Raw genomic sequence first — 21344 nt, forward strand, 5'->3', positions numbered from 1 at the left:
TTTTTTAGCAATCTTTTGTTACAATTATCCTTTTTTTGGCATTTTTGTCAATCCAGCATAATTGGTAAAATCGAAATCAAGCATTAATTTGATCCAGTTAAGCCATCAAGCTATACTTTTGGTAATTTAAAAAACTCCATATTCCCCATTAAAGATCAACCAATGAAGAAAGCTCTACTTTTAGTAAACCAGCACTCCCGAAAAGGGCAAAAGCTATTATCTCAAGCTACTAGAGAATTAAAAGCACTGGGTTTTGAGTTAATTGTAGAATCTACTGACCACGCCCGCGAACTTCCCGACACAATTCGCCGCCACCAAAATCGAGTTCAATTAGTAATAATCGGCGGTGGCGATGGCACTCTCAACGCTGCCATAGAAGGTTTGATAGACACCAAGTTACCCTTGGGTATTTTGCCGATGGGAACGGCTAACGACTTAGCCCGCACTCTGGGAATTCCTACAGATTTATCAGCAGCTTGTCAAGTAATTGCCAGCGGTAAAGTTCGGTTAATAGACTTGGGTTGGGTTAACGACCAATATTTTTTTAATGTTGCGAGTTTGGGACTAAGCGTGGAAATTACCCAGCGGCTGACTAAAGACGTAAAGCAGCGCTGGGGAGTGTTAGCTTATGCTTTTACTGCTTTGCAGACAATTTATTCAGCGCGACCGTTCCGAGCACAAATTAAGATAAATAACCAATCTTTTAATGTTAAAACTATTCAAATTGCCATTGGCAACGGTCGCTACTACGGCGGTGGCATGACAGTTGCCGAGGATGCCACAATCGACGACAAGCGACTGGATTTGTACAGTTTGGAAATAAAAAAATGGTGGGAAATCATTGCTTTGCTGCCAGCTATGAGGCAAGGAAATCATACCAGTTGGCCTAACGTTCGCGCCTTGCACGCTCAAGAATTTGAGGTTAATACTAGCAAACGCCGTCCGATTAATACTGACGGTGAAATCACAACTTACACGCCTGCAAAATTCCGAGTAATTCCCCAAGCTTTAGCAGTTATAGCTCCTTCATGACTCACAACTAATATAATTATGTTGTGGAACAGGCCGGAAAGCCTGTTCATATATAATTATGTTGTGGAACAGGCATCTTGCCTGTTCAGATATTAGCCACGGGCAAGATGCCCGTGCCACAATTAATCAGTTAATAAATTATATTGTGTTGTGGAACAGGCATCTTGCCTGTTCAGATATTAGCCACGGGCAAGATGCCCGTGCCACAATTAATCAATTAATTATATTGTGTTGTGGAACAGGCATCTTGCCTGTTCAGATATTAGCCCCGGGCAAGATGCCCGTGCCACAATTAATCAATTAATAATCGCCTCCAGCGCCATATTGCCACGCTTCAACTAATCGGTGAAAATAGTATTGCTGTTCGGGTGCTAAATTTTTAACCTGCGGTTCTACGGCTTTTCCCAAAGGCTGCAATCCCGTATAAATTCCTAAATTTACATAATGAACCATCCAATCTAGCAAATTAGCTACTCCCACCTGCGGGATAATTTTCATAACTAATCCGGGATGGCTAATTGCTGTTTTAAACAGGGTTTGGGACAAAGCCGGAAACAGCACGATATCTTGAAGAAACGGTTTGAGTACCGGTTCTCCCAAGTCTTCCATTACCTGAAATACGGCCGCCAAAAGTTGATTGATTTGATTGGGGTCTATTTGTTGATTCATCGCAGCACTCATCGAACGCTGAAACAACCAGGTGACAGATAGATTCGGCTGGTAGGGTTGCAAAAGTGCGAGGGAATTTTTGCTGAGACTGTCGCTTGTCAAAGCTTCGTCAATTCCTAGAGTCAAGCGCTTGAGGTGGCGTACCATTGCGCCGAAACCGCCGAAGCTGAGGGGAGATTGGCTACCGCTGCTGTCTCCGACTGGGAGTATGCGATTCCAAGGCGTTTTGAGAGGACTTTGGCGATAGCAGGGGAAGAATCCGTAGAGTGCTCTTTGGAATTTTAACTGTTCGAGTTCGACGTTTTGATATTGGGGAAGCAAGCGCAAATAGTCTTCAAATAATGTTTCTAAACTGAATCTTTCTGTGTCGGCGTCTATGTAGGTAAATAAGTAGGTGGTGCGGCCGTCTCTGGCTGGAAATGCTTCCCAAAAATATTGGCACTGATTTTGCATTGGGGTGAAGGATGCAAATATGTCCCCGGTGTCGTTTTTGGGGTATCCTTGAGCGCAACTGCCGACTACTAAACATACGGCGTCGGGTTTCTTCCCTTGTCTAGCTTGAAGGACAATAGGCGAAAAATGTCCCATTGCGTCTAATAATAATCTGGTTTTAAATAAATTTGTAGCAGGTTGTAAGTCGGTATTTTCCGATTCTACAAGGACTCCATTCGGATGAATGGTTGCTGTTTTAAATGGTGTATTTTCAAATAGCTTTCCTCCAGCTTGGAGAAATCGCTGTTTCAAGGTTTCTAGGAGGTAAACTGGGTCTATTCCGATGTTGAGTACGTCGCGCACCCAAATGTCGGGGGTGTTGGCAAAGCTGATGCGGGCTGGGTTATATTCGGTGGCGATCGCCTTTTCTATCTCTTCAACAGATAGCAAATTTAGTTCTAAGAATGCGTCTAATTCTTTGCGAGAAATGTTCCATTCTTGATCGCGGCCTCGCAGGATGCCGCGTTCAAGCAAGGCTACTCGCCAACCCCGCACGGCTAAGGCTGTACCGATTAATATTCCTAGGGTTCCGCCGCCGATAACTATGTCGAAGTCGAGGGTTTCGAGGGGTTGTTGGCTGTGTTTGACTGCTTGGGGTGCTGGTGCGGTGTTTTGTTTGAGGTTTTCCCAGAGTCGATCGACTTTTCTCAGGCCTCCGAGGGCGTCTGCTGGCAGTTGGGAGAGGGTTTGTTCGGTGAGGGACATCGGTTTTTAGTATTAAACAGTGGTTGATTTTTTATAATTTAACTTATAGCCTTTCTCATAAAGATGAGGTACTCATGGGCATAGGCCTCCGTGGGCATAGGCCTCCGTGGGCATAGGGCATAGGCCTCCGTGGGCATAGGGCATACCTCACTTTTTTGAGAACCGCTATAGATTAACATTTGCGACAGTTTCAGGGCTGACGCATGGGGTGGCGATAAACTCGGTTTATACTAAGATGTTGCACCATTGTCAATAAGCTTTTTAGGAACAGGCAAGATGCCTGTTCCACAAGAAAATCTACTCTTTGTGGAACAGGCATCTTGCCTGTTAAGGGAGAATGGTGCAAGATGTGAGTTTCTACGAATTTTGGGCTTAGTAACGAGAAATCTAGGAATCAACCGGGTTTATGAGGTTGGGAGTGCGATCGCGAACCGAGTTTTTATCATCATACAGAGAAACCCGGTTTCTGAAAAAAAACCGGGTTTCTACCTCTCGTTGGTAAGTCTGGGGAATTATCTTCAATCAGCCGTGCTTAATTCTTCAACTCGCAGCCGATCGCACAAAATTCGCTCGCACACTATACCACCCGTATCCGCACTCCTGCAAACTTCTAACTGAGCTTCCGGCAGCGCTTCAAACAAAAAACGCTCTCCAGGAAAAACCGTCCGCTCAAAATACCAATTAGGAATATTTGTAATGCGAGCGATTTGCACTTTGCTAGTATTATTTAGATACCAACACAAAATGCGCGTATGACCTTCGGAAATTACCTGATTTAGTGTCAAATTCATCTTTTTAACTTGTTTGTGCAATTGTGCGAGCGAGTGGCGAAAGGCCTAAGCTTATTATAGCAGATTCCCAGTTAAAACAGAATTTTTTATACATTTTTTTTATATTCTTTGGGTTAATTAATAAATTTCTCCGGGGAAACATCAGCGCCTTCCCCCTATTCCCAAGAAGGTGCAAAAGCCGGCATTGCTAAAGTGCAAGATTTCCATCCTCCCTTAACAGGTGCATTCAACAATTGACAGTGACCGACTGAACCTCTTGCCTGTTGGTAGTGACCGCAAAAATTACACTTGGAAGCCGGATTGCAACCGCGCTCGCTAATTACAAGGCAGGGCTGGTTTTGGGTTTGGTTGCGATCGATAGTTAAAGTGTTCATTAAATTACTTTTTAAATGTTCAGTCTTAAGTATGAGGGCTGAAGTGCAGTCGTGGCCTCTATCTGAAGGCTGAGTTAGCCTTAAGTTTTGTTGAGGGATCGATAGAAAATATATTATTTTTGACAGTATAAAGCGAGGGAGCAATTTAATTTGCTTCCGATCGCATTGGCGGCCCCGGCTTTAGCAAAGCTCGCGTTTGCCGGGGGGTATACTTCCTCAGACAGAGCTAATTATTTTCGCCTAACTGGCTGAACAAATCGGCTAAAATTGTATTAGAAAATAAAAAACCTTCGGGATCGCTCAACCTCAAATTGCCCGAAAGCGGCAGTTTCGCGGCATCGCCTAAAGTTGCGTGAAGCGGAGCTATCCCGTAGGGAATCGCCCTATCCTCCGTCATAATTTCCACCCATCCTTGTCGCCAGTAGGGCTGCAAACAACGCCAAATTTTATCAACCGTTTGCTGAGTAAACTTTTGAGTCAGCGCCGACAGGCTAACTCCTTCTGCTAAACGCAAACCTAGCATCAGCGTTTCTAACAAAATGTCATTTTCTGAAACTGGAAAATTTTGCTCAATTGCTGGGTAAATATCTGGCTGGGTTTCCCCCCCAATTTGAGGAGTAGCAGGGGAATTGAGGCCAGAGATCGATCGCACCCACTGATAATATTCTTGAGTTTTGCGAGGCCTTGTCAACCTCCTGCCTTCCACGTAACTCGCCGCCCCCATTCCCAAACCGTAATAAGGGCGATTTTCCCAATAAACGCGGTTGTGGCGGCACTGATAGCCCTCGCGAGCGTAATTAGAAATTTCGTAATGTTCGTAGCCAGCACCGGTCAGAATTTCCCGCGCTAAACGGTACATTCCAGCAGCGGTTTCATCTGCTGGTAGCGGCTGCGCGCCGGCTTCAAAGTAGCGCCCGAAAGCAGTTCCCTGCTCAACAATTAAGTCGTAACTCGACAGGTGAGTCGGGGAAATTTCCACCGCCGATTTCAGGGAAGCTTCCCACTGTTCTAAAGTTTGGTGCGGCAGTCCCGAAATTAGGTCTAAACTAAAATTGACAATACCAGCCGATCGCACTATTTCCACTGCTTCAAAAATATCAGCGACAGAGTGCGATCGCCCGCAAGCTTGCAGCAATTCATCCTGAAAAGCTTGCACTCCCAAACTAACTCGATTTACTCCCGCCGCTACATATCCCCGCAACTGTTCTAAAGTAAACGTACCCGGATCTATTTCTATAGAAATTTCCGCCCCAGCATCAATCCCAAATTTGCCGTCGAGAGTCTCTAAAATATTGCTCAACTGACTGACAGAAAGCAGCGAAGGCGTGCCACCACCAAAAAAAACTGTTTTCAGAGATGCGCCTAAATTTTTAGTTTCTTGAATTTCTTGACACAGTACGGCAACGTATTGCACGATTGTGCCGGAATTCTCGCCATTTTTGCGATCGCCCACCACAAAAACCGGAAAATCGCAGTAGTAACAGCGGCGGCGACAAAAAGGTATGTGCAGGTAAGCCGAACTAGGAATCCCGGAATTTGCCGCTGGCACACTTTTTTTTAATTCAAATGTTAAATAATCTGTGGGAGGGTTCATTACATCTCAAGCCGAAAGCGCAACTTCAAATCTAAAGTTTTAATTAAACAATCATGAATAATTATGTATATTATGACATTTTATTAGCAAAAAAGCGCTGCGAACGATGGCGTCCCGCCCTCGCCCGTGCTACGGCTCTTTTCATTTAACGTCGTACCGGTTTTGAGCGTCCAAAATTCCCCAACAGCCCGCAGCGCGGTCTATTCGCACCTCGTGCCTGCTTTCGGCGGGGCGTGGTAAATTCCGAGCGACTCCCTGGCACATCCCCCAATGGGTACAACGGCGCAATATAAGTTTATGAAAGTCCCTGAGTAAATAGGGCGATATCCGACCAAAGCATGAAAACAAGTATCAGCACTGGAAAGATATAATGGGAATAAATTCATTAACCTAGAACTAATGCTAGACGCAATCATAATAATCTCATTCGTAATCGCAGGCGGAGGCATTGGCTATTACGGAGTGGAACTCCTGCCGAGCAACCTGCTGCAGCAAGTTACAAATATACAAGGTTTAAGTTCTGTACTAGGCTCGTTTGGAGCATTAATCGGCTTCGTGATGGGATTAGTGGCTCAAACAACCTATCGGCGCCTGGAAAAACAAGTCCGCGATATGCCAGTGGAGATGCTGCTGACGCGGGCGATCGGCTTAATCATCGGACTGCTAGTAGCAAACTTAATGCTGGCTCCGCTATTCCTGCTGCCAATTCCCCGCGAGTTCGGCTTCATCAAACCTCTAGTCGCAGTCTTGGGTAGCGTCATGTTCGGCTTCACAGGCGTCAGTTTGACCGACACCCACGGCCGCGCTTTCTTGCGACTGATCAACCCCAAAAGCTTTGACACGGTGTTGCTAGCCGAAGGTACTTTCAAACCAGCCACTGCCAAAGTTGTCGATACTAGCTGCATTATTGACGGCAGAATTGAAAACTTGCTAGAAACAGGTTTCCTCGAAGGTCAAATTATCGTGCCCCAATTCGTGCTCCAAGAACTGCAACTGGTAGCTGATTCCGCCAACGATCAAAAGCGAGTGCGCGGACGCCGCGGCTTAGATGTACTCAACCGCATCAAAGAAACATATCCAGAACGGATTCAAATTCACTCGGCAGACTACGAAGATATTGCCACAGTCGATGCGAAATTAGTCCGCTTCGCCTTGGATATCGACGGCATTTTGCTCACCAACGATTACAACTTATCGAAAGTAGCTACCGTCCAAAAACTGCCAGTTTTGAATATCAATGATTTGACTCATGCGGTGCGCCCGACTTATTTGCCGGGAGATACGATCGAACTAAAAATCCGCAAAGAAGGCAAAGAACCCTCTCAGGGAATCGGTTACTTGGATGACGGCACAATGGTTGTCGTAGAAGCAGGAAGCAGCTATGTCGGCGGCGAAGCCAGAGTCGTAGTCACCAGCGCCCTGCAAACCAGCGCCGGCCGCATGATTTTCGCCCGTCCTCAAGAATCCGTTATTGTTTAAAACAGAGTAACAATGGCCAGGGCAATCAGAATCAAATATTGCGATCGTTGTTCCCAATCTGCCCCGACTCTCTACCGCGCCCGGTATGACGAGTCGGGGCAGTGGTTTTTTTTTGTGTCTTAAATGTTGGGAATCGGTAAGTAAAAACAATCCTTTTTACTTCTATGGTGGCACTTGGAAAGCTAGCAAGAAAAAATAGCAATTACCAACTTCTCCTTCTTTTCTCTTCCTTCGTGTCCTACCCTACGGGAACGGCTTCGCCGAACGCGTCTTCGCGGTTCGATCGCCCTTTTTCACCTTTCCCCAAAGTTTTAACGTCGGCGCGGGGCCGGAAGCCTCGCGCTATTGCCATTTTGCGGTTGCGGTTTTTCTTGCAGCTTCATTGTCAAACTAACCCGCTTTAACTTCTCATTCACCTCCAAAACCCGCACTTTCACAACTTGTCCGACTTTAACAATCTGTTTCGGATCTTCCACGAATCGATCGGCTAATTGAGAAATATGAACCAAACCATCTTGGTGCACTCCCACATCAACAAAGGCTCCAAAGTTAGCTACATTCGTGATTATGCCTTCTAATTCCATCCCAACTTGCAAATCGGATATTTCTTTGATTCCTGCTTGGAAAGTGGCATATTTAAACTCGGCTCGCGGGTCTCTTCCGGGTTTTTCTAGTTCGGAAATAATGTCTCGGAGTGTTGGTTCTCCGACTTTCTCTGTGACATATTTCTTAATATTTAAAGTCTTGATTTTTTCCGATATTTGTGTTATTTCTGTCAGCGGCAAGTCTAAATCCTTGGCGATCGCTTGCACTACAGGATAACTTTCGGGATGAACTGCGGTATTGTCCAGGGGGTTTTCGCCGCCGCGAATGCGGAGAAACCCCGCTGCTTGTTCAAAAGCTTTTGGGCCGAGTTTGGGAACTTTCAGGAGTTGACGGCGATTTTTAAATGCGCCGTTTTCGTTGCGGTAATTAACGATATTTTTGGCAACTGTTGCCGTCATTCCTGACACAAAGGTAAGCAGTTCTTTGGAGGCTGTGTTTAAGTCAACTCCGACATAATTAACGCAGCTTTCGACTGTTTCGTCGAGTTTCTTTTTGAGCAGTTTTTGGTCAACATCGTGCTGGTATTGACCGACTCCTATTGATTTCGGGTCGATTTTCACGAGTTCGGCGAGGGGGTCTTGCAAGCGCCGTCCGATGCTGACTGCGCCGCGGACGGTGATGTCCAGATCTGGAAATTCGGCGATCGCCACATCGCTTGCTGAATAAATCGATGCACCGGATTCATTCACCATGACTTTAATCGGTTTTCTTTCCATTTGGGCCAAAACTTCCGAAACAAATTCGTCTGTTTCGCGGGAAGCTGTACCGTTGCCGATCGCGATTAATTCAATTTTATATTTTTCAATTAAATGCTTGACAATTTTACCCGCTTGTTGTCGCTGAGCGGCCGCTTGGTGGGGGAAAATTGCTTGATATTCTAAAAATTGCCCGGTTTCATCGAGGGCGGAAACTTTGCACCCCGTGCGAAATCCCGGATCGATCGCCAGTGTCGGTTTCATTCCCGCCGGCGCAGACAGCAGCAACTCGCGCAGGTTGGTTTCAAAAGTGGCGATGGACTCGATATCAGCGACGGCTTTGTTGTGCGATCGTACTTCTGTAATTAACGAAGTCTTCATCAGTCGGTTGAAGGCATCCTTCAAAGTCGATCGATAAAACTCTTTAACTTCCGGTATCCTAGTTCTAATTTCCTGACCTTCCAAATAAGCCATCACTGCGGATTCATCAAAAGCCAGTTCCAAATCTAAAACCCCTTCCGTTTCCCCGCGAAACAGCGCTAACATATTGTGCGACTGAACGCTTCTCGCTGCAACTTGGTAATTGCGGTACATTTCAAATTTAGTGCTTCCTTCAGGGAAATCCTCTTTAATTTTCGAGACAAAAACTCCTGTTTTCATCAAAAATTCTCGCAAATAAGCCCGCAAGTCAGCTTTTTCCGAAACCGCTTCCGCCAAAATATCCGCAGCACCTTTAAGAGATTCTTCTGCTGTTTTCACTCCCTTTTCTTCCGAAATATATTTAGCTGCTTCCGCCTCAAAGTCTGCTGGTTTAGCCGTCGGTAAGTTCAGAGACTTGATAAATTCTGCCAGCGGTTCTAAACCTTTTTCCCTAGCAATAGTCGCTCGCGTCCGCCGCTTGGGTTTGTAAGGCAGATAAAGGTCTTCTAGTTCATTTTTTTGCAAACACGATTCGATTTTAGCTTGCAGTTCTTCTGTGAGTTTTCCCTGAGAGCTAATCGTCTCTAAAATCGACTTTTTGCGTTCTTCAATTTCCGTCAAATAGGTGAAGCGATCGGAGATATCCCGCAACTGAATTTCATTCAGCAAATCCGTGCGTTCTTTGCGGTAGCGGGCAATAAACGGAATAGTTGCTCCCTCGGCGAAAAGTTCCAGAGCATTATTGACTTGAGACAGATTAATGGAAAGTTCTTGAGCAATCAGTTGAGGAATGTCGATCATAGTGCAGAATTTCGGAACAGTCAATTTTAGATTTTAGATTTTAGATTTTAGATTAACTTCACAGAAGAGAGGAAGAAAAGGGATCATCCCGATTTTGTTAAAATCGTTTTCTAGGAGTTAGATCGTCGGGCACAGCAAAGCCGATATATCTCGCTGCTAGCTCTCCGGTTTGCACTCCTGTGAAAGCTCTCATTGGGATGCTCCCGTGATGTTAGCATAAATGCAGTCATTTCTCAATATTATATGTTGCCTTTTAAATATCCTGTGCCACAAACCGATCCGCCGCGATCGCCCAGAGAAACGCTGCCGACGATGTACGATTTACCTAGCGAAGACCCGGAGGAACCAGGCTTGCCTGACGAATTTCACGATTTGCAGCCGCAGTTGTTGAGCCTGACGTTTCGACCTCGGAATTATCCGGCTTCTGAGATATTTAGCGGCACCGACATGAACCTTTATTATGACGTGCATCACACTCTGTGGCACAAGCGGCCGGATTGGTTTGGAGTTGTGGGAGTTCCCCGACTTTACGATCGCTCCGAACTGCGGATGAGTTATGTTACTTGGCAGGAAGGTGTGAACCCTTTTGTAATTGTAGAACTGCTTTCGCCGGGAACAGAAAAAGAAGATTTAGGCGACAATACCGATGAGGAAAAGTTGCCACATCAGTCGGGAAACGCTGCCGGTAACGGGCAAGTTTTGCAGCCGGAGACGAAGGAGGAACCGCCTAGAAAATGGGAGGTTTACGAGCAAATTTTGCGGGTTCCTATTTATGCCGTTTTCAGTCGCTATACTAACAAATTGCGAGTCTTTGAATTGAAGGGCGGACACTATCAAGAATTAGAATTGCCCGAGTCGCGAGTGTGGATTCCTGACCTAAGTTTGGGCTTGGGTTTGTGGCAAGGAGAGTTTCAGGGAATCGATCGACTGTGGTTGCGCTGGTATGATGTTGATGGCAATTGGATTCTGACTGAAGCGGAACAGCAACGGCAGCGGGCTGAGTCAGCGGAAGCTCAATTGCAGTCTTTAATTCGGCGGCTGCGGGAATCTGGCATCGATCCCGATCGATTTTTAAATGGTTAGAGAAGACGGAAGTCCTGACTAATAGTATGTCCGGTCGATTACCCCTAATACGGTAGGGGCGGGTTTACGAAAAATATCTACCAATAATTGACAATCTCAAAAACCCGCCCTTTTAATCGCGGTAACTCGATCGGACATGATATAAAAACTGGTTCGCAGTCAGGACTGTAGTTTGTTTTTACTTCAACATAAGACTGAAGGCCTCACTACGCACAGGCTTTAAGATTTGATCGCAACTTGATTGGTTGCCGCTTGTTTGTTTGTTGCTGGTACTCTTTGCGGTCAAGTCATCCGCGTCGAGAGAGTGATGCAAATAAGCTTTACCGACAGAACCGAAAAGTTGCAGTTTGTCAGAAATGACCCATCGCATGGCATTGATAGCTTTTTCCATTATTTCCAACAAATCCGGATCAGACAAAGAAATGCTACTTTTTAACACGTCCATATAAGCTTCGCGAACTTCTGTATTCACATTAAATTTCGATACTCCGAATTTAATACATTCATGAATCATTGACCCCGGCAAACCGCTAGCACCGTGCATCACTAAGGGCACTGAAACAGCAGCCCGGATTTTTGCCAGACGCGGAAAATCGAGTTTCGGTTCGCTGAAATATTTGCCGTGAACGTTACCAATTGTTACGGCTAAAAAATCCACCTTAGTTTCTTTGATAAACTCTACTGCTGCTACGGGATCGGTCATCCTTGCGGCTTTCTCATCGATTGTCAAACCTTCTTCCCTGCCACTAATTCTGCCGATTTCTGCTTCAACGGCCGCACCGTTAGCGTGGGCTAATTTAGTCATTTCCCGGCTAAATATTAAGTTTTGTTCGTAGGGCAAAAAAGAACCGTCTGCCATAATTGATTTGATGCCGTCGGCTAGGGCGAGGTGAATGTCTTTTTCTGAGGTGCTGTGATCTAAGTGTACTGCGATCGGCATTAAAGATTTGCCGGCCGCTTTGATGCACAGCGCGACTAAAGGCGATTGTCCGTATTGGAGGGCGCTGGGGTGAATTTGCAGTATAGCAGGACTGTGCAGCGCTTCGGCCGCATTGATGACCGCTTTTACTCCTTCGAGGTTGTAGACGTTAAAAGCGCCGATCGCATAACCATTTCTCAAGGCCGTGTTCAGCAATTCGCTAGTTGATGCGAGCATATAGTACCTACTTTAAAAACTTTTCTGAATGTCGATCATTCTATCAAAGTTCGAGGGCCAGCTCAGCGTAATTTTTGTTTATTTTAATTGCGAATTCTTCGGCGACGATTTATGTGAAGTGCATTTATTCTTCGGTAAGGTGCGCCTAGCGCACCCTACTATTTGTTTGGTGCTCCTAGCGCACCTTACTCCTTGAGTGATTTCCTATGTTTGTGCGTTACCAGCGTGCAAACCGCATTCTTTTACGGTCGCTTCTTCCCACCACCAGCGACCTTCGCGTTCGTGTTGGTTCGGCAATACCGGCTTCGTACAAGGTTCGCAACCAATACTTACAAAACCACGTTCGTGCAACTTGTTGTAAGGCACATCCAAAGCGCGAATGTATTCCCAAACCTCTGCCGAAGACCAGTTTGCTAAGGGGTTGAATTTAATTAATTCATGGTCAGGAGTGGAGAATGCAGTATCAACTTCAATGACCGGAATACCGTTGCGGGTACTGGGACTTTGGTCTTTCCGCTGACCAGTAATCCAAGCATCGAGAGTATTCAGTTTGCGGCGCAGCGGCTTGACTTTCCGCACGCCACAGCATTCTTTGTGACCGTCTTGATAAAAACTAAACAATCCCTTTTCTTCTACTAGGGCTTGTACTTCGGCTGCATCGGGAAACATTACTTCTAATTTAATGCCGTAATGTTTTCTGACTTGATCCAAAAACTGATAGGTTTCTGAGTGCAGTCGTCCGGTGTCTAGGGTGAAAACGCGGAAATTTTTGGTAATTTTTGAGGCAATATCGATCAGAACTACATCTTCTGCACCGCTGAAAGAAATTGAGATGTTGTCAAAATTTTCTAGGGCAAATTTGAGAATTTCTCGCGGTGTTTTTTGACTGTATTCTGCTTCTAGGGCGGCAATGTTGAGATTTCTTTGGATGGCAACCATATTTTCGGGTTTTCGGTGTTCTTTTCCTCTAGCCCTTTATTATAGCCGATCGCCGTCGGGAGCATCTCATATTTGTAAAAACACTTCTTCTGGCTCCTTCCTTCTTCCTTCTTCCTCTTTTCTCCTGGCTCCTGACTCCTGACTCCTGAATCCTATTTCTAGCGGAGGGTTGCTTTCATTGAGATGCTCCCATCGCCGTCTCTCTCTCACCGACTAATTTGACAATCAAGCAATGTCGTCCGGGGCCGCCGGATTCATCCGTGAAGCGAGAAAAAAGCTCCGACTGCTCATCACCAGCCCCCGGATTTACCAGTGGGAGCGCTTTCTTCTATTCTAAAATCTAAAATCGATTGACCGCATCTTGCAGCAGTCTTTTCGGCTGGGCCCACAATCAAGCTCAAGGATGGCGATCGCCCACTGGTAGCAGTTTTGGTGAACCCAAAACTCCTCTACTGGGTAAAATGGGACTGTCGCGCGGCCCATTGATATCAAATCTGTTAGCATCAGAATTATTTCTATCTCTATTCTTTTCATCTGCGTGAATCTGCGTCAATCTCTTGTCCGGGGCGGTGAATAAATTATCTTTTTTTGACCGCATATACAGGCAGATAAACACAGATAAACGCAGATGAATTAGATCGATTCCGGTTGCACCATCCGTGATGGTTGACTGTTGACTGTTGACTGTTGACTGTTGACTGATGACAATCTAAAATCTAAAATCTAAAATCTAAAATCTAAAATCGATTGACTGTTGACGGTATTTTACTATTTCGATGCTACCGGAATTGATATGAATTTACCCACCATTATAAATGATCCACAACAAAAAGCTTTAAATATTATTGCTTTCATCCTAAATATTAAGCTGTTTAATTAATAAAACAATAGCGTTTATTCGGCGAGTTGGTGCTGTATTTTGCCTGAAAATAACCTTGGGGCTTCCCAGGATTAGCACCGCTATAGGTACTTTTTAATTGCGTCTTATGGCGCTGAATAAATAATTTGTCTAGCACCAGTTAGGCACCTGCTCAAACTAAATCATTGAAAGCCAAGCTAGTAAACGTAGAAGATGCGGCTGGTTTTTCCAATATATCCTTATATGGCACTCCTAAATTATTGGTAAATTTCTTACTCCCGATCAAGCGGGTTCGGGGAGGGTGGGGGTAGGGTAAAAATTTACGACTCCTGTAAGGATTGCCATACTAAGATAGGTTGGTTTTCAAACAGCGAATTACCAATAATCAATTACTAATTGCCGATTAATTTATTGAGAGCGATTCCGTTAGTAAAGTAAATTTTTATCGCTTTTTATCGCTGACAGCTAACCTTCAGCCATACGATCGGCTATATTGTATTTAGAAGTACATTAATTTGTCCGCAAAGCGGTATAGTCCCATCGCCGCCGATCGCGTCAGCTTCTGAATAAACATAGTCCGCTGTCAATAACAGCAAGGAAGTGTGGAATCATGTCCAAAATTTTAGTAGTGGACGACGTAAAGAGCGAACTAGAAATCATCTGCCGTATTCTTCAAGATGCGGGATTGGATGTGATCCGGGCAGGCGACGGCGAAGAGGCGATCGCCATGATCCGCAAAACCCTTCCAGCTTTGGTAGTTTTAGATGTAGTGATGCCGCGAATGAACGGGTTTGAAGTGATCAGAGAATTGCGGGGCGATCGGGCAACTGCAAAATTGCCCGTAGTATTTTGTACTCATAAAAACACCGAGATCGATAAAGCTTGGGGAACTGATTTAGGAGCCGACGCTTACGTCAGCAAACCTTTTGAACCTCAGCAACTCGTCCACATAGTGCAGCGCTTGCTTTCAGCGTAAACTGAATATAAAGCGATCGACCACTTCCCAAAAAACATTATACCGACAAACCCCGTTATTTTTAATAAACTGGGTTTTGGAATCCCATAAAAGTTTATCTTTAATGATAGAAACCTGCTTATTTGCCGCAGCCCAGATTTATTTAACGGAAACTTTTGAGTCACCCAAACTGATGCTGAAAAACTCGATCGGCGATCGGCTTTAGGGTCAAAGCAAAACTCTAATTTGTAAGGTACACTAGGAACTAAAAATCAGCCATGAAAATAACGGCTCCCCCCGCTGGGGGGCATCAGACAAGTGCAACAAAGCAATTTCTCCTGTTCGGTCAAGGAGGCAGTCTGTTCGGCATAGAATTAGAGGCAGTGCGGGAAGTCCTTTGCCTCAAGGAACAACCGATTTCCCTGGTTCCCAATACCCAGCCATTTTTGCTGGGATTAACCAACTTGCGGGGCGAAATCTTAGCAGCAGCAGACTTCGGACTGTTTGTCGGTATTGAGTCAGTTGACACCTACCACCCAAAGAGCCGCATCTTAGTGGTAGAAGCGCCCGATCCACGAGACGTGAGATTGTTATCGAAAATGCGCCTGGGATTAGCCGTTTCCCGCGTCGAAGGAGTTTTACCTCTCAATCCCGATCGCATTGTCTCAGCACTAGATGTCAGTCCCGACCTAGCTCCCTTCTTAAAAGGTCTGTACAATTCCGAAGGACGCTTGCTAATGATTGTCGATGTAGAAGCGATCGCCCATTCCGAACGCTGGTAAAAATCAACAATAAAGATAAGTCTGCAACGGCTTTGCATCAATAATATTAACTAACGATCGCCCGCATCCGATTTGCCCATCCTTAATTTTATGATCAAAATTCTCTATACCTCGATCGCAACGACTTTCACCCTGACATTGCCTGACTTGTCCTCATCAGTGGTAGCTGGGGCTGCTAATGTCATCATTTCTGGGTGTTACTTTTCCATCGCCTGGCTAATCAGCTTAGCTTTGTGGCGAAACCGTCAATTCGGGTTCGACATCTTCGCCACAGTCACAGCCTGCATATTTTGGACCTGCGCTTTCGGCCATAGCGGCCACGCAGCCGAATACCTAGGACTGCCACACTCTCCGGTGGCGCAAACAGTGTTCGATTGGATAACTGTAATTGCGGCGATCGCTTTTTTGAGTTTGTCCAACCGCTACACCTTCTTAGTAGGTTCCACCCAAATCCTTAACTCTAAAAAAGAAACAGAACAAGCACTGAGCGAAACTAACCAGCGATTTCACGCAATCTTCGACCAAGCTTTTCAAGTGTTCGCATTATTGGAGCCAGACGGTACTCTGATCGAAGCAAATCAGACAGCGCTAGAAGTGGGCGATTTCCAAACATCAGAAGTCCTGGGGCTGAAATTTTGGCTGACACCAGGGTGGGCATCATCTCCAACCAACCAGCAGCGCCTAAAAACGAACATTCAACAAGTCTCGGCCGGCAAGTTTGTCCGGGAAGAATACGAAATCACCGGCTTCAACAACCATGTGACAGTAATGGACGTGTCGTTTAAGCCGCTGTTAAATGAAACAGGAGAAGTATTTCAAATCCTCGCCGAAGGTCGCGACATTACCCAGCGCAAACAGGCAGAAGCTGCATTGCAGCAGCTAACCGCAGAACTAGAGCAGCGAGTGAATGAAAGAACCGAGCAGATCCTGCAAACTAACGCACAATTGGAACAGGAAATTCGCGAGCGTACCGCAGTACAAGAACAATTAAAAGCCTCCGAACTATTCTTAAACAACATCCTCAACAGCATTCCAGACCCGATTTACGTCAAAGACCAACAGCACCGCTGGATAATATTAAACAATGCCTTTTGTCAATACATAAATCACAGCAGAGAAGAACTAATTGGCAAATCCTACGACCTGTTCTTGTCCCAACAGGAAGCACAGACATATCGAGAAAAAGACGAATTAGTTTTCGTGACAAATACCAGCACCGAAGTCCAAAAAACCATCACAGACCGAGCAGGAAACACCCGCTTTCTCTCCGCCAAAAAATGTACCTTTGTAGATGCCGAGGGCAGGAAATTTCTCGTTTGCGCGATTAGAGATATCACCAATCGCGTGGAAATGGAAGAACAAATGCGGCAGACACTGGCAGAAATAGAAAGTTCCCAAAACTTGCTGCGAACAGTCATTGACGCTACGCCAGACTGCATTTTTGTCAAAGATCGAAACTTGCGCTACACCCTAGTCAATGCAGGTTTCGCCGCCGCCTTCGGCAAAACTCAAGCAGAAATTATCGGCAAAGACGACGCAGAAATCGGCATATCGGTCGATCGAATCTTCGCCAACTTCCAGCCCGAAACCGATTCCGAGAACCAAATCCAAAACTTCCGGGCCGGCAACCACCTCGCGTCGGCCTCCAACGACTTAGCCACCTTAGCCGACGGCAAAGTACACACCTTCGACACCCAGAAATTGCCCCTCAAGGATGCAGAAGGCAATATTTTAGGAATGCTCGGCTTGGCGCGCGACATCACACAGCGTCGCAAATCTGAACAAGAACTATTGCGGTTCAAAGCAATTTTAGAAACCACAACAGACTGGGTAGGCATAGCCGACACCCAACAGCGCACCATTTATCTCAACCGCGCCGCCAGAGAAATGCTGAGAGTTGGCGAAAACGCAGATTTAGCCGGAGTCAGCATTTCCGACCTGACATCGCCCAAAAGTATCGACACTATTATCAACGTCGGCATCCCCGCAGCTTGCCGGGACGGGGCGTGGAGCGGTGAAACAATTTGGCAAACTTTAGACGGCAAAGAAATACCAGTTTCTCAAGTAATTATTGCTCACAAATCCGAGAAGGGAGAAATTGAATTTCTGTCAACGATCGCCCGCAACATTACAGAACGCAAGCGCGTAGAAGAAACCTTGCAGCAGAACTTGCAAATGCTCGACCTTGCCAGCGATGGCTTGATCGTTCGGGATATGGACGGCACGATTAATTATTGGAGTCAGGGAGCCGAACGGATGTACGGCTGGACAAAAAATGAAGCATTAGGGAAACCCACCAATACTCTATTGCACAGCATTTTTCCCCAGTCTTTAGCAACTATTTCGGCACAGTTAGAAGAGCAGGATTATTGGGAAGGAGAAGTAATTCACACTACCAATTATGATACCAAAATTACCGTATTCAGTCGATGGAATTTGCAGCGAGATGAACAGGGTAAACCGAAAGCAATTTTAGAAACTAACAACGACATTACGGATCGCAAGCAAGCCGAAATCGAAAAGCAAAGATTGATTTCGCTCGTAGAAAGCAGCTCAGATTTTATCGGCACTGCAACAATGGAGGGAGAGGCAACATACCTGAATGTCGCGGGAATGAAACTAGCAGGGTTGCCAAATATTGAAGAAGTCAAAAGCAAAAGTATGTATGACTTCTTCTCAGTAGAAGATGGTAAGATTTTTAAAGAAGAAATCGTGCCGGCTACTGTGCGAGACGGTTTTTGGCAGGGTGAATTCCGCTTGAGGAACTTTCAAACCGGCGAAGACTTTCCGGTTGACTTCACCCTATTTACAGTCAAACACCCAGAAACCGATGAGCCTATGGGGTTCGCAACAGTTACTCGCGACATCAGCGATCGCAAACGCGCAGAAGAGATGGTGCGCGATCGCGAAAGACTGTTCCGAGCCATTTTTGACCAATCGTTCCAATTAGTGGGGCTGCTAAAACCAGACGGAACCGTTTTGGAAGTCAACCAAACAGCCCTCGCCGTCGCCGGAATGGAGCGCGAAGACTTCGTAGGCACGCAGTTTGTAGATAATTTGTGGTGGCAAATTTCTCCAGAAGCCAAGCAAAAAGTGCAAGCAGCGCTCACAAAAGCTGCCGCCGGCGAGGTAGTCCGCTACGAAGCCGACGTGCTCGTTGCTGGGGGTGCTGTGATAACTGTGGACTTCTCCCTCAAGCCGATCGTAGACGACAGCGGCAAAGTCGTGCTGCTAATTCCCGAAGGCCGCGACATCAGCGATCGCAAAGCCCTAGAACGAGAATTAGTTTTGCGTCAAAGCCGCTTTGACGCATTTTTCGCAGCCGCCCCGGCCTCAATGTTTATTTTTGACGAGCAGTTGCGCTTCGTGCAAGTTAACGAGAAATTAGCGGAAACCACCGGCGTCTCAGTTGCCGAACACCTCGGCAAGACTGTGAGGGAAGTTATACCCGAAATGCTCGATACCCTACAGCCGATGCTGCAGAAGATTCTCGCCACCAACCAACCGTTTTTAAACGTTGAGGTGTCGGGTTCAATCTTCAACGAACCGGGCGTCATGCGAGATTGGCTGGCGTCATATTTTCCTTTGCCCGGATATGACGGCAAACCCATCGGTGTCGGCGGTGTGGCGATCGAAATTACCGATCGCAAAAAAGCAGAAGTAGAGCGCGATCGATTTTTTACCCTGTCTCTCGACTTGCTTTGTATTGCAGATTTTGAAGGCAAATTCAAGCGCGTCAATCCCGCTTGGGTAAAAAGCCTCGGCTACACCCTAGAAGAACTGGAAGGCCAACCTTTTCTCAATTTCGTCCATCCAGACGATCGCGAACAAACCGTAGCCGAAACCGGCAAATTATCCAGCGGCCTCGAAACAATCGCTTTTGAAAATCGCTACCGCTGCAAAGACGGTTCCTACAAGTGGCTGTCGTGGAAAGCGCGACCTGAAGCCGAACAAAAGTTTATATATGCAGTGGCTCGCGACATTACCGAAAGCAAACAGGCGATGGTGCAACTGGAAAAAACAACAGCCCAATTAGCCCGTTCTGAAGACCAATTTCGCCAGCAAACCAATCTCTTGCAACTGCTAATAAACAGCATTGGCGACGGCATAATTGCTGCCGACGAAAAAGGCAATTTTGTGTTGTTCAACCCCGCCGCCGAAGATATTTTTGGCATGGGTGCGACAGATGCTCTTCCCAATGAATGGTCAGCAAGATACGGTTTATTCTTGCCCGATACGGTAACTCCCTATCCCCCAGCCGAAATACCTTTAGCGCGCACGGTTCGAGGAGAAGCCGTTGACGACGTAGACCTTTTTACCCGCCACGCAGGCAAGCCAGAGGGCCTGTGGGTGAAAATTAACGGTCGGCCACTCAAAGACGAAACGGGGGCGCTTAAAGGCGGCGTAGTCGTTTGCCGCAACGTCACCGAACAAAGAGCATCCCAGCAGCAAATGCAGCAGTTGGCCGAGGCACAGGAACGCTTGCTGCAAGAACTCAAAACGCGGCAAAATGCCCTAGACGAATCGGCGATCGTCAGCGAGACCGATCTCCAAGGCATGATTACCTACGTCAACGACGGATTCATTGAAATCTCCGGTTACAGCATGGGAGAACTCCTGCACCGCAACCACCGCCTCGTCAATTCCGGCTACCATCCCCAATCATTTTTTGAAGAAATGTGGGTGACACTTTCTCGCGGTTTGGTGTGGAAAGGGGAAATCAAAAACCGACGCAAAGATGGCTCGTTTTACTGGGTTAATTCGACGATCTCCCCCATCTTTGATACCAGCGGCAAAATAGTCAAATATATCGCCATTCGCTTTGACATCACCGAGCGCAAAGAGGCAGAAGAACGACTAGGAAAATTGGCAGCAGAACGTAAAGCTGAAGCTGATTCTCTGACGCAGCAAGTTCTTAAATTGTTGGGAGAAATTAAAGGCGCGGCTCAAGGCGACTTGACAGTCAGGGCGGAAGTGACTAACGATGTTTTAGGTGCTGTCGCCGACTCTTTCAACTTCTTAATCGGTTCTCTGCGGAAAGTGGTAACGGGAATTCAAACTTTAGCCGAACAGGTAACATCTGCCACCGACGAGTCAATTAACAATACCAGTCAACTCACCCAACAGGCAGAAATTCAAGCAGCAAAAATATCTGCCATCATGCGCGAAATCGAGCGGATTGTGAATTCGATCCGCGACGTGCGAGATGTTTCGGTGCGCGCCGAAACAGTGGCTCAGCAGTCTTCTCACACGGCTGAAGTCGGCGGTATGGCTGTCGATCGAGCTGTCGAAGGTATTAACGGGCTCCGGTTGACGATCGCCTCTACCTCGAAAATGATGAAGCGTTTGGGCGAATCTTCACAGCAAATTGGCAAAATTGTGACTTCGATTTCTCAACTTGCTTCGCAAACTAATTTATTAGCTCTGAATGCTACTATTGAGGCGGCGCGAGCCGGCGAACAAGGTTTAGGCTTTGCAGTTGTTGCCGAAGAAGTGCGGAAATTAGCAGAAAGATCCGCCGGCGCTACGGAGGAAATCTCCGAAATTGTCGGTACAATTCAAGAAGAAATCAGCCGCGTGATGAAGGCAATGGAATCCGGGACGCTGGAGGTAGTGGAAGGCACTAAGCTGGCAAGCGAAGCTAAAACTCACCTCAATGCCATCATCGAAGTTAGTCGAGAAATGAATGCTTTGGTACAGAATATTACTAGCGCATCTGCCAAGCAAACTGTTTCGGCTGAGGGAATTGCTAATAGTATGCAGCAAGTCAACGAGATTGCGAATACTACCGCACAAAAAGGTGCGGATGTCAAAGCATCTTTGGATGAGCTGTCTGGTTCTCTGGGCCAATTGCAAAAGTCGGTGGCGAATTTCCGCAGTTAGTTCAGTTGACAGTTGACAGTTGACAGTTG

General features: G+C 46.3%; 14 protein-coding genes. 7 read left to right on the forward strand and 7 right to left on the reverse strand.

All coding sequences use genetic code 11. The annotated features are described in order from the left end of the window. Window positions 1-162 precede the first annotated feature (162 nt). The gene (locus QUA16_RS12285; RefSeq protein ID WP_333101951.1) at window positions 163-1032 is read left to right on the forward strand and encodes a lipid kinase; all 870 of its coding nucleotides are present in this window, start codon (window positions 163-165) and stop codon (window positions 1030-1032) included. Window positions 1033-1332: 300 nt separating this feature from the next. Here QUA16_RS12285 and QUA16_RS12290 read toward each other — a convergent pair whose 3' ends face one another. From QUA16_RS12290 to hemW, 4 genes are all read right to left on the reverse strand, one after another. Next, window positions 1333-2898 (reverse strand): FAD-dependent oxidoreductase, encoded by a 1566-nt coding sequence (locus QUA16_RS12290; protein WP_333101948.1) that lies wholly within the window; start codon window positions 2896-2898, stop codon window positions 1333-1335. Window positions 2899-3416: 518 nt separating this feature from the next. Continuing rightward, on the reverse strand, window positions 3417-3689 hold the full coding sequence (locus QUA16_RS12295) for a DUF1830 domain-containing protein (RefSeq protein ID WP_333057596.1): 273 nt from the start codon (window positions 3687-3689) through the stop codon (window positions 3417-3419). Window positions 3690-3844: 155 nt separating this feature from the next. Continuing rightward, the gene (locus QUA16_RS12300) at window positions 3845-4063 is read right to left on the reverse strand and encodes a hypothetical protein (RefSeq protein WP_333101947.1); all 219 of its coding nucleotides are present in this window, start codon (window positions 4061-4063) and stop codon (window positions 3845-3847) included. A gap of 226 nt (window positions 4064-4289) precedes the next feature. Then, a complete protein-coding gene (gene hemW / locus QUA16_RS12305; RefSeq protein WP_333101946.1) occupies window positions 4290-5657 on the reverse strand; it encodes a radical SAM family heme chaperone HemW in 1368 nt (455 codons plus the stop codon). A gap of 399 nt (window positions 5658-6056) precedes the next feature. Between hemW and QUA16_RS12310 the strand changes: the two genes are divergently transcribed. After that, complete coding sequence (locus tag QUA16_RS12310; protein WP_333101945.1) at window positions 6057-7136, forward strand: PIN/TRAM domain-containing protein; 1080 nt, start codon at window positions 6057-6059, stop codon at window positions 7134-7136. 311 nt (window positions 7137-7447) lie between these two features. Here QUA16_RS12310 and QUA16_RS12315 read toward each other — a convergent pair whose 3' ends face one another. Further along, a complete protein-coding gene (locus QUA16_RS12315) occupies window positions 7448-9658 on the reverse strand; it encodes a Tex family protein (RefSeq protein WP_333101944.1) in 2211 nt (736 codons plus the stop codon). A 243-nt stretch (window positions 9659-9901) separates the two neighbouring features. Between QUA16_RS12315 and QUA16_RS12320 the strand changes: the two genes are divergently transcribed. Next, the gene (locus QUA16_RS12320) at window positions 9902-10741 is read left to right on the forward strand and encodes a Uma2 family endonuclease (protein ID WP_333101943.1); all 840 of its coding nucleotides are present in this window, start codon (window positions 9902-9904) and stop codon (window positions 10739-10741) included. Between the two features lie 178 nt (window positions 10742-10919). On the opposite strand, the gene QUA16_RS12325 is transcribed toward QUA16_RS12320, so the two are convergent. Both QUA16_RS12325 and QUA16_RS12330 read right to left on the reverse strand, forming a co-directional pair. Then, window positions 10920-11897: a class II fructose-bisphosphate aldolase gene (locus tag QUA16_RS12325; protein WP_333101942.1), complete on the reverse strand. Its 978-nt coding sequence runs from the start codon at window positions 11895-11897 to the stop codon at window positions 10920-10922. A gap of 204 nt (window positions 11898-12101) precedes the next feature. Continuing rightward, window positions 12102-12836, reverse strand: coding sequence for a phosphoadenylyl-sulfate reductase (locus tag QUA16_RS12330; protein ID WP_333101941.1), 735 nt, complete (start codon window positions 12834-12836; stop codon window positions 12102-12104). A gap of 350 nt (window positions 12837-13186) precedes the next feature. Here QUA16_RS12330 and QUA16_RS12335 point away from each other — a divergent pair, with 350 nt between their 5' ends. The 4 genes from QUA16_RS12335 to QUA16_RS12350 all read left to right on the forward strand — a co-directional run bounded on the left by QUA16_RS12335 (window position 13187) and on the right by QUA16_RS12350 (window position 21315). After that, the gene (locus QUA16_RS12335) at window positions 13187-13378 is read left to right on the forward strand and encodes a hypothetical protein (RefSeq protein WP_333181149.1); all 192 of its coding nucleotides are present in this window, start codon (window positions 13187-13189) and stop codon (window positions 13376-13378) included. 927 nt (window positions 13379-14305) lie between these two features. Continuing rightward, a complete protein-coding gene (locus QUA16_RS12340; RefSeq protein WP_333101939.1) occupies window positions 14306-14671 on the forward strand; it encodes a response regulator in 366 nt (121 codons plus the stop codon). A 257-nt stretch (window positions 14672-14928) separates the two neighbouring features. After that, entirely contained in the window at window positions 14929-15432 is a 504-nt protein-coding gene (locus tag QUA16_RS12345; RefSeq protein WP_333101938.1) for a chemotaxis protein CheW, read from the forward strand. Between the two features lie 90 nt (window positions 15433-15522). Beyond that, on the forward strand, window positions 15523-21315 hold the full coding sequence (locus QUA16_RS12350; RefSeq protein ID WP_333101937.1) for a PAS domain S-box protein: 5793 nt from the start codon (window positions 15523-15525) through the stop codon (window positions 21313-21315). Window positions 21316-21344: the final 29 nt, after the last annotated feature.

The organism is Microcoleus sp. S13_C3 (genome assembly GCF_036700905.1).
Taxonomy (GTDB): domain Bacteria; phylum Cyanobacteriota; class Cyanobacteriia; order Cyanobacteriales; family Microcoleaceae; genus Microcoleus.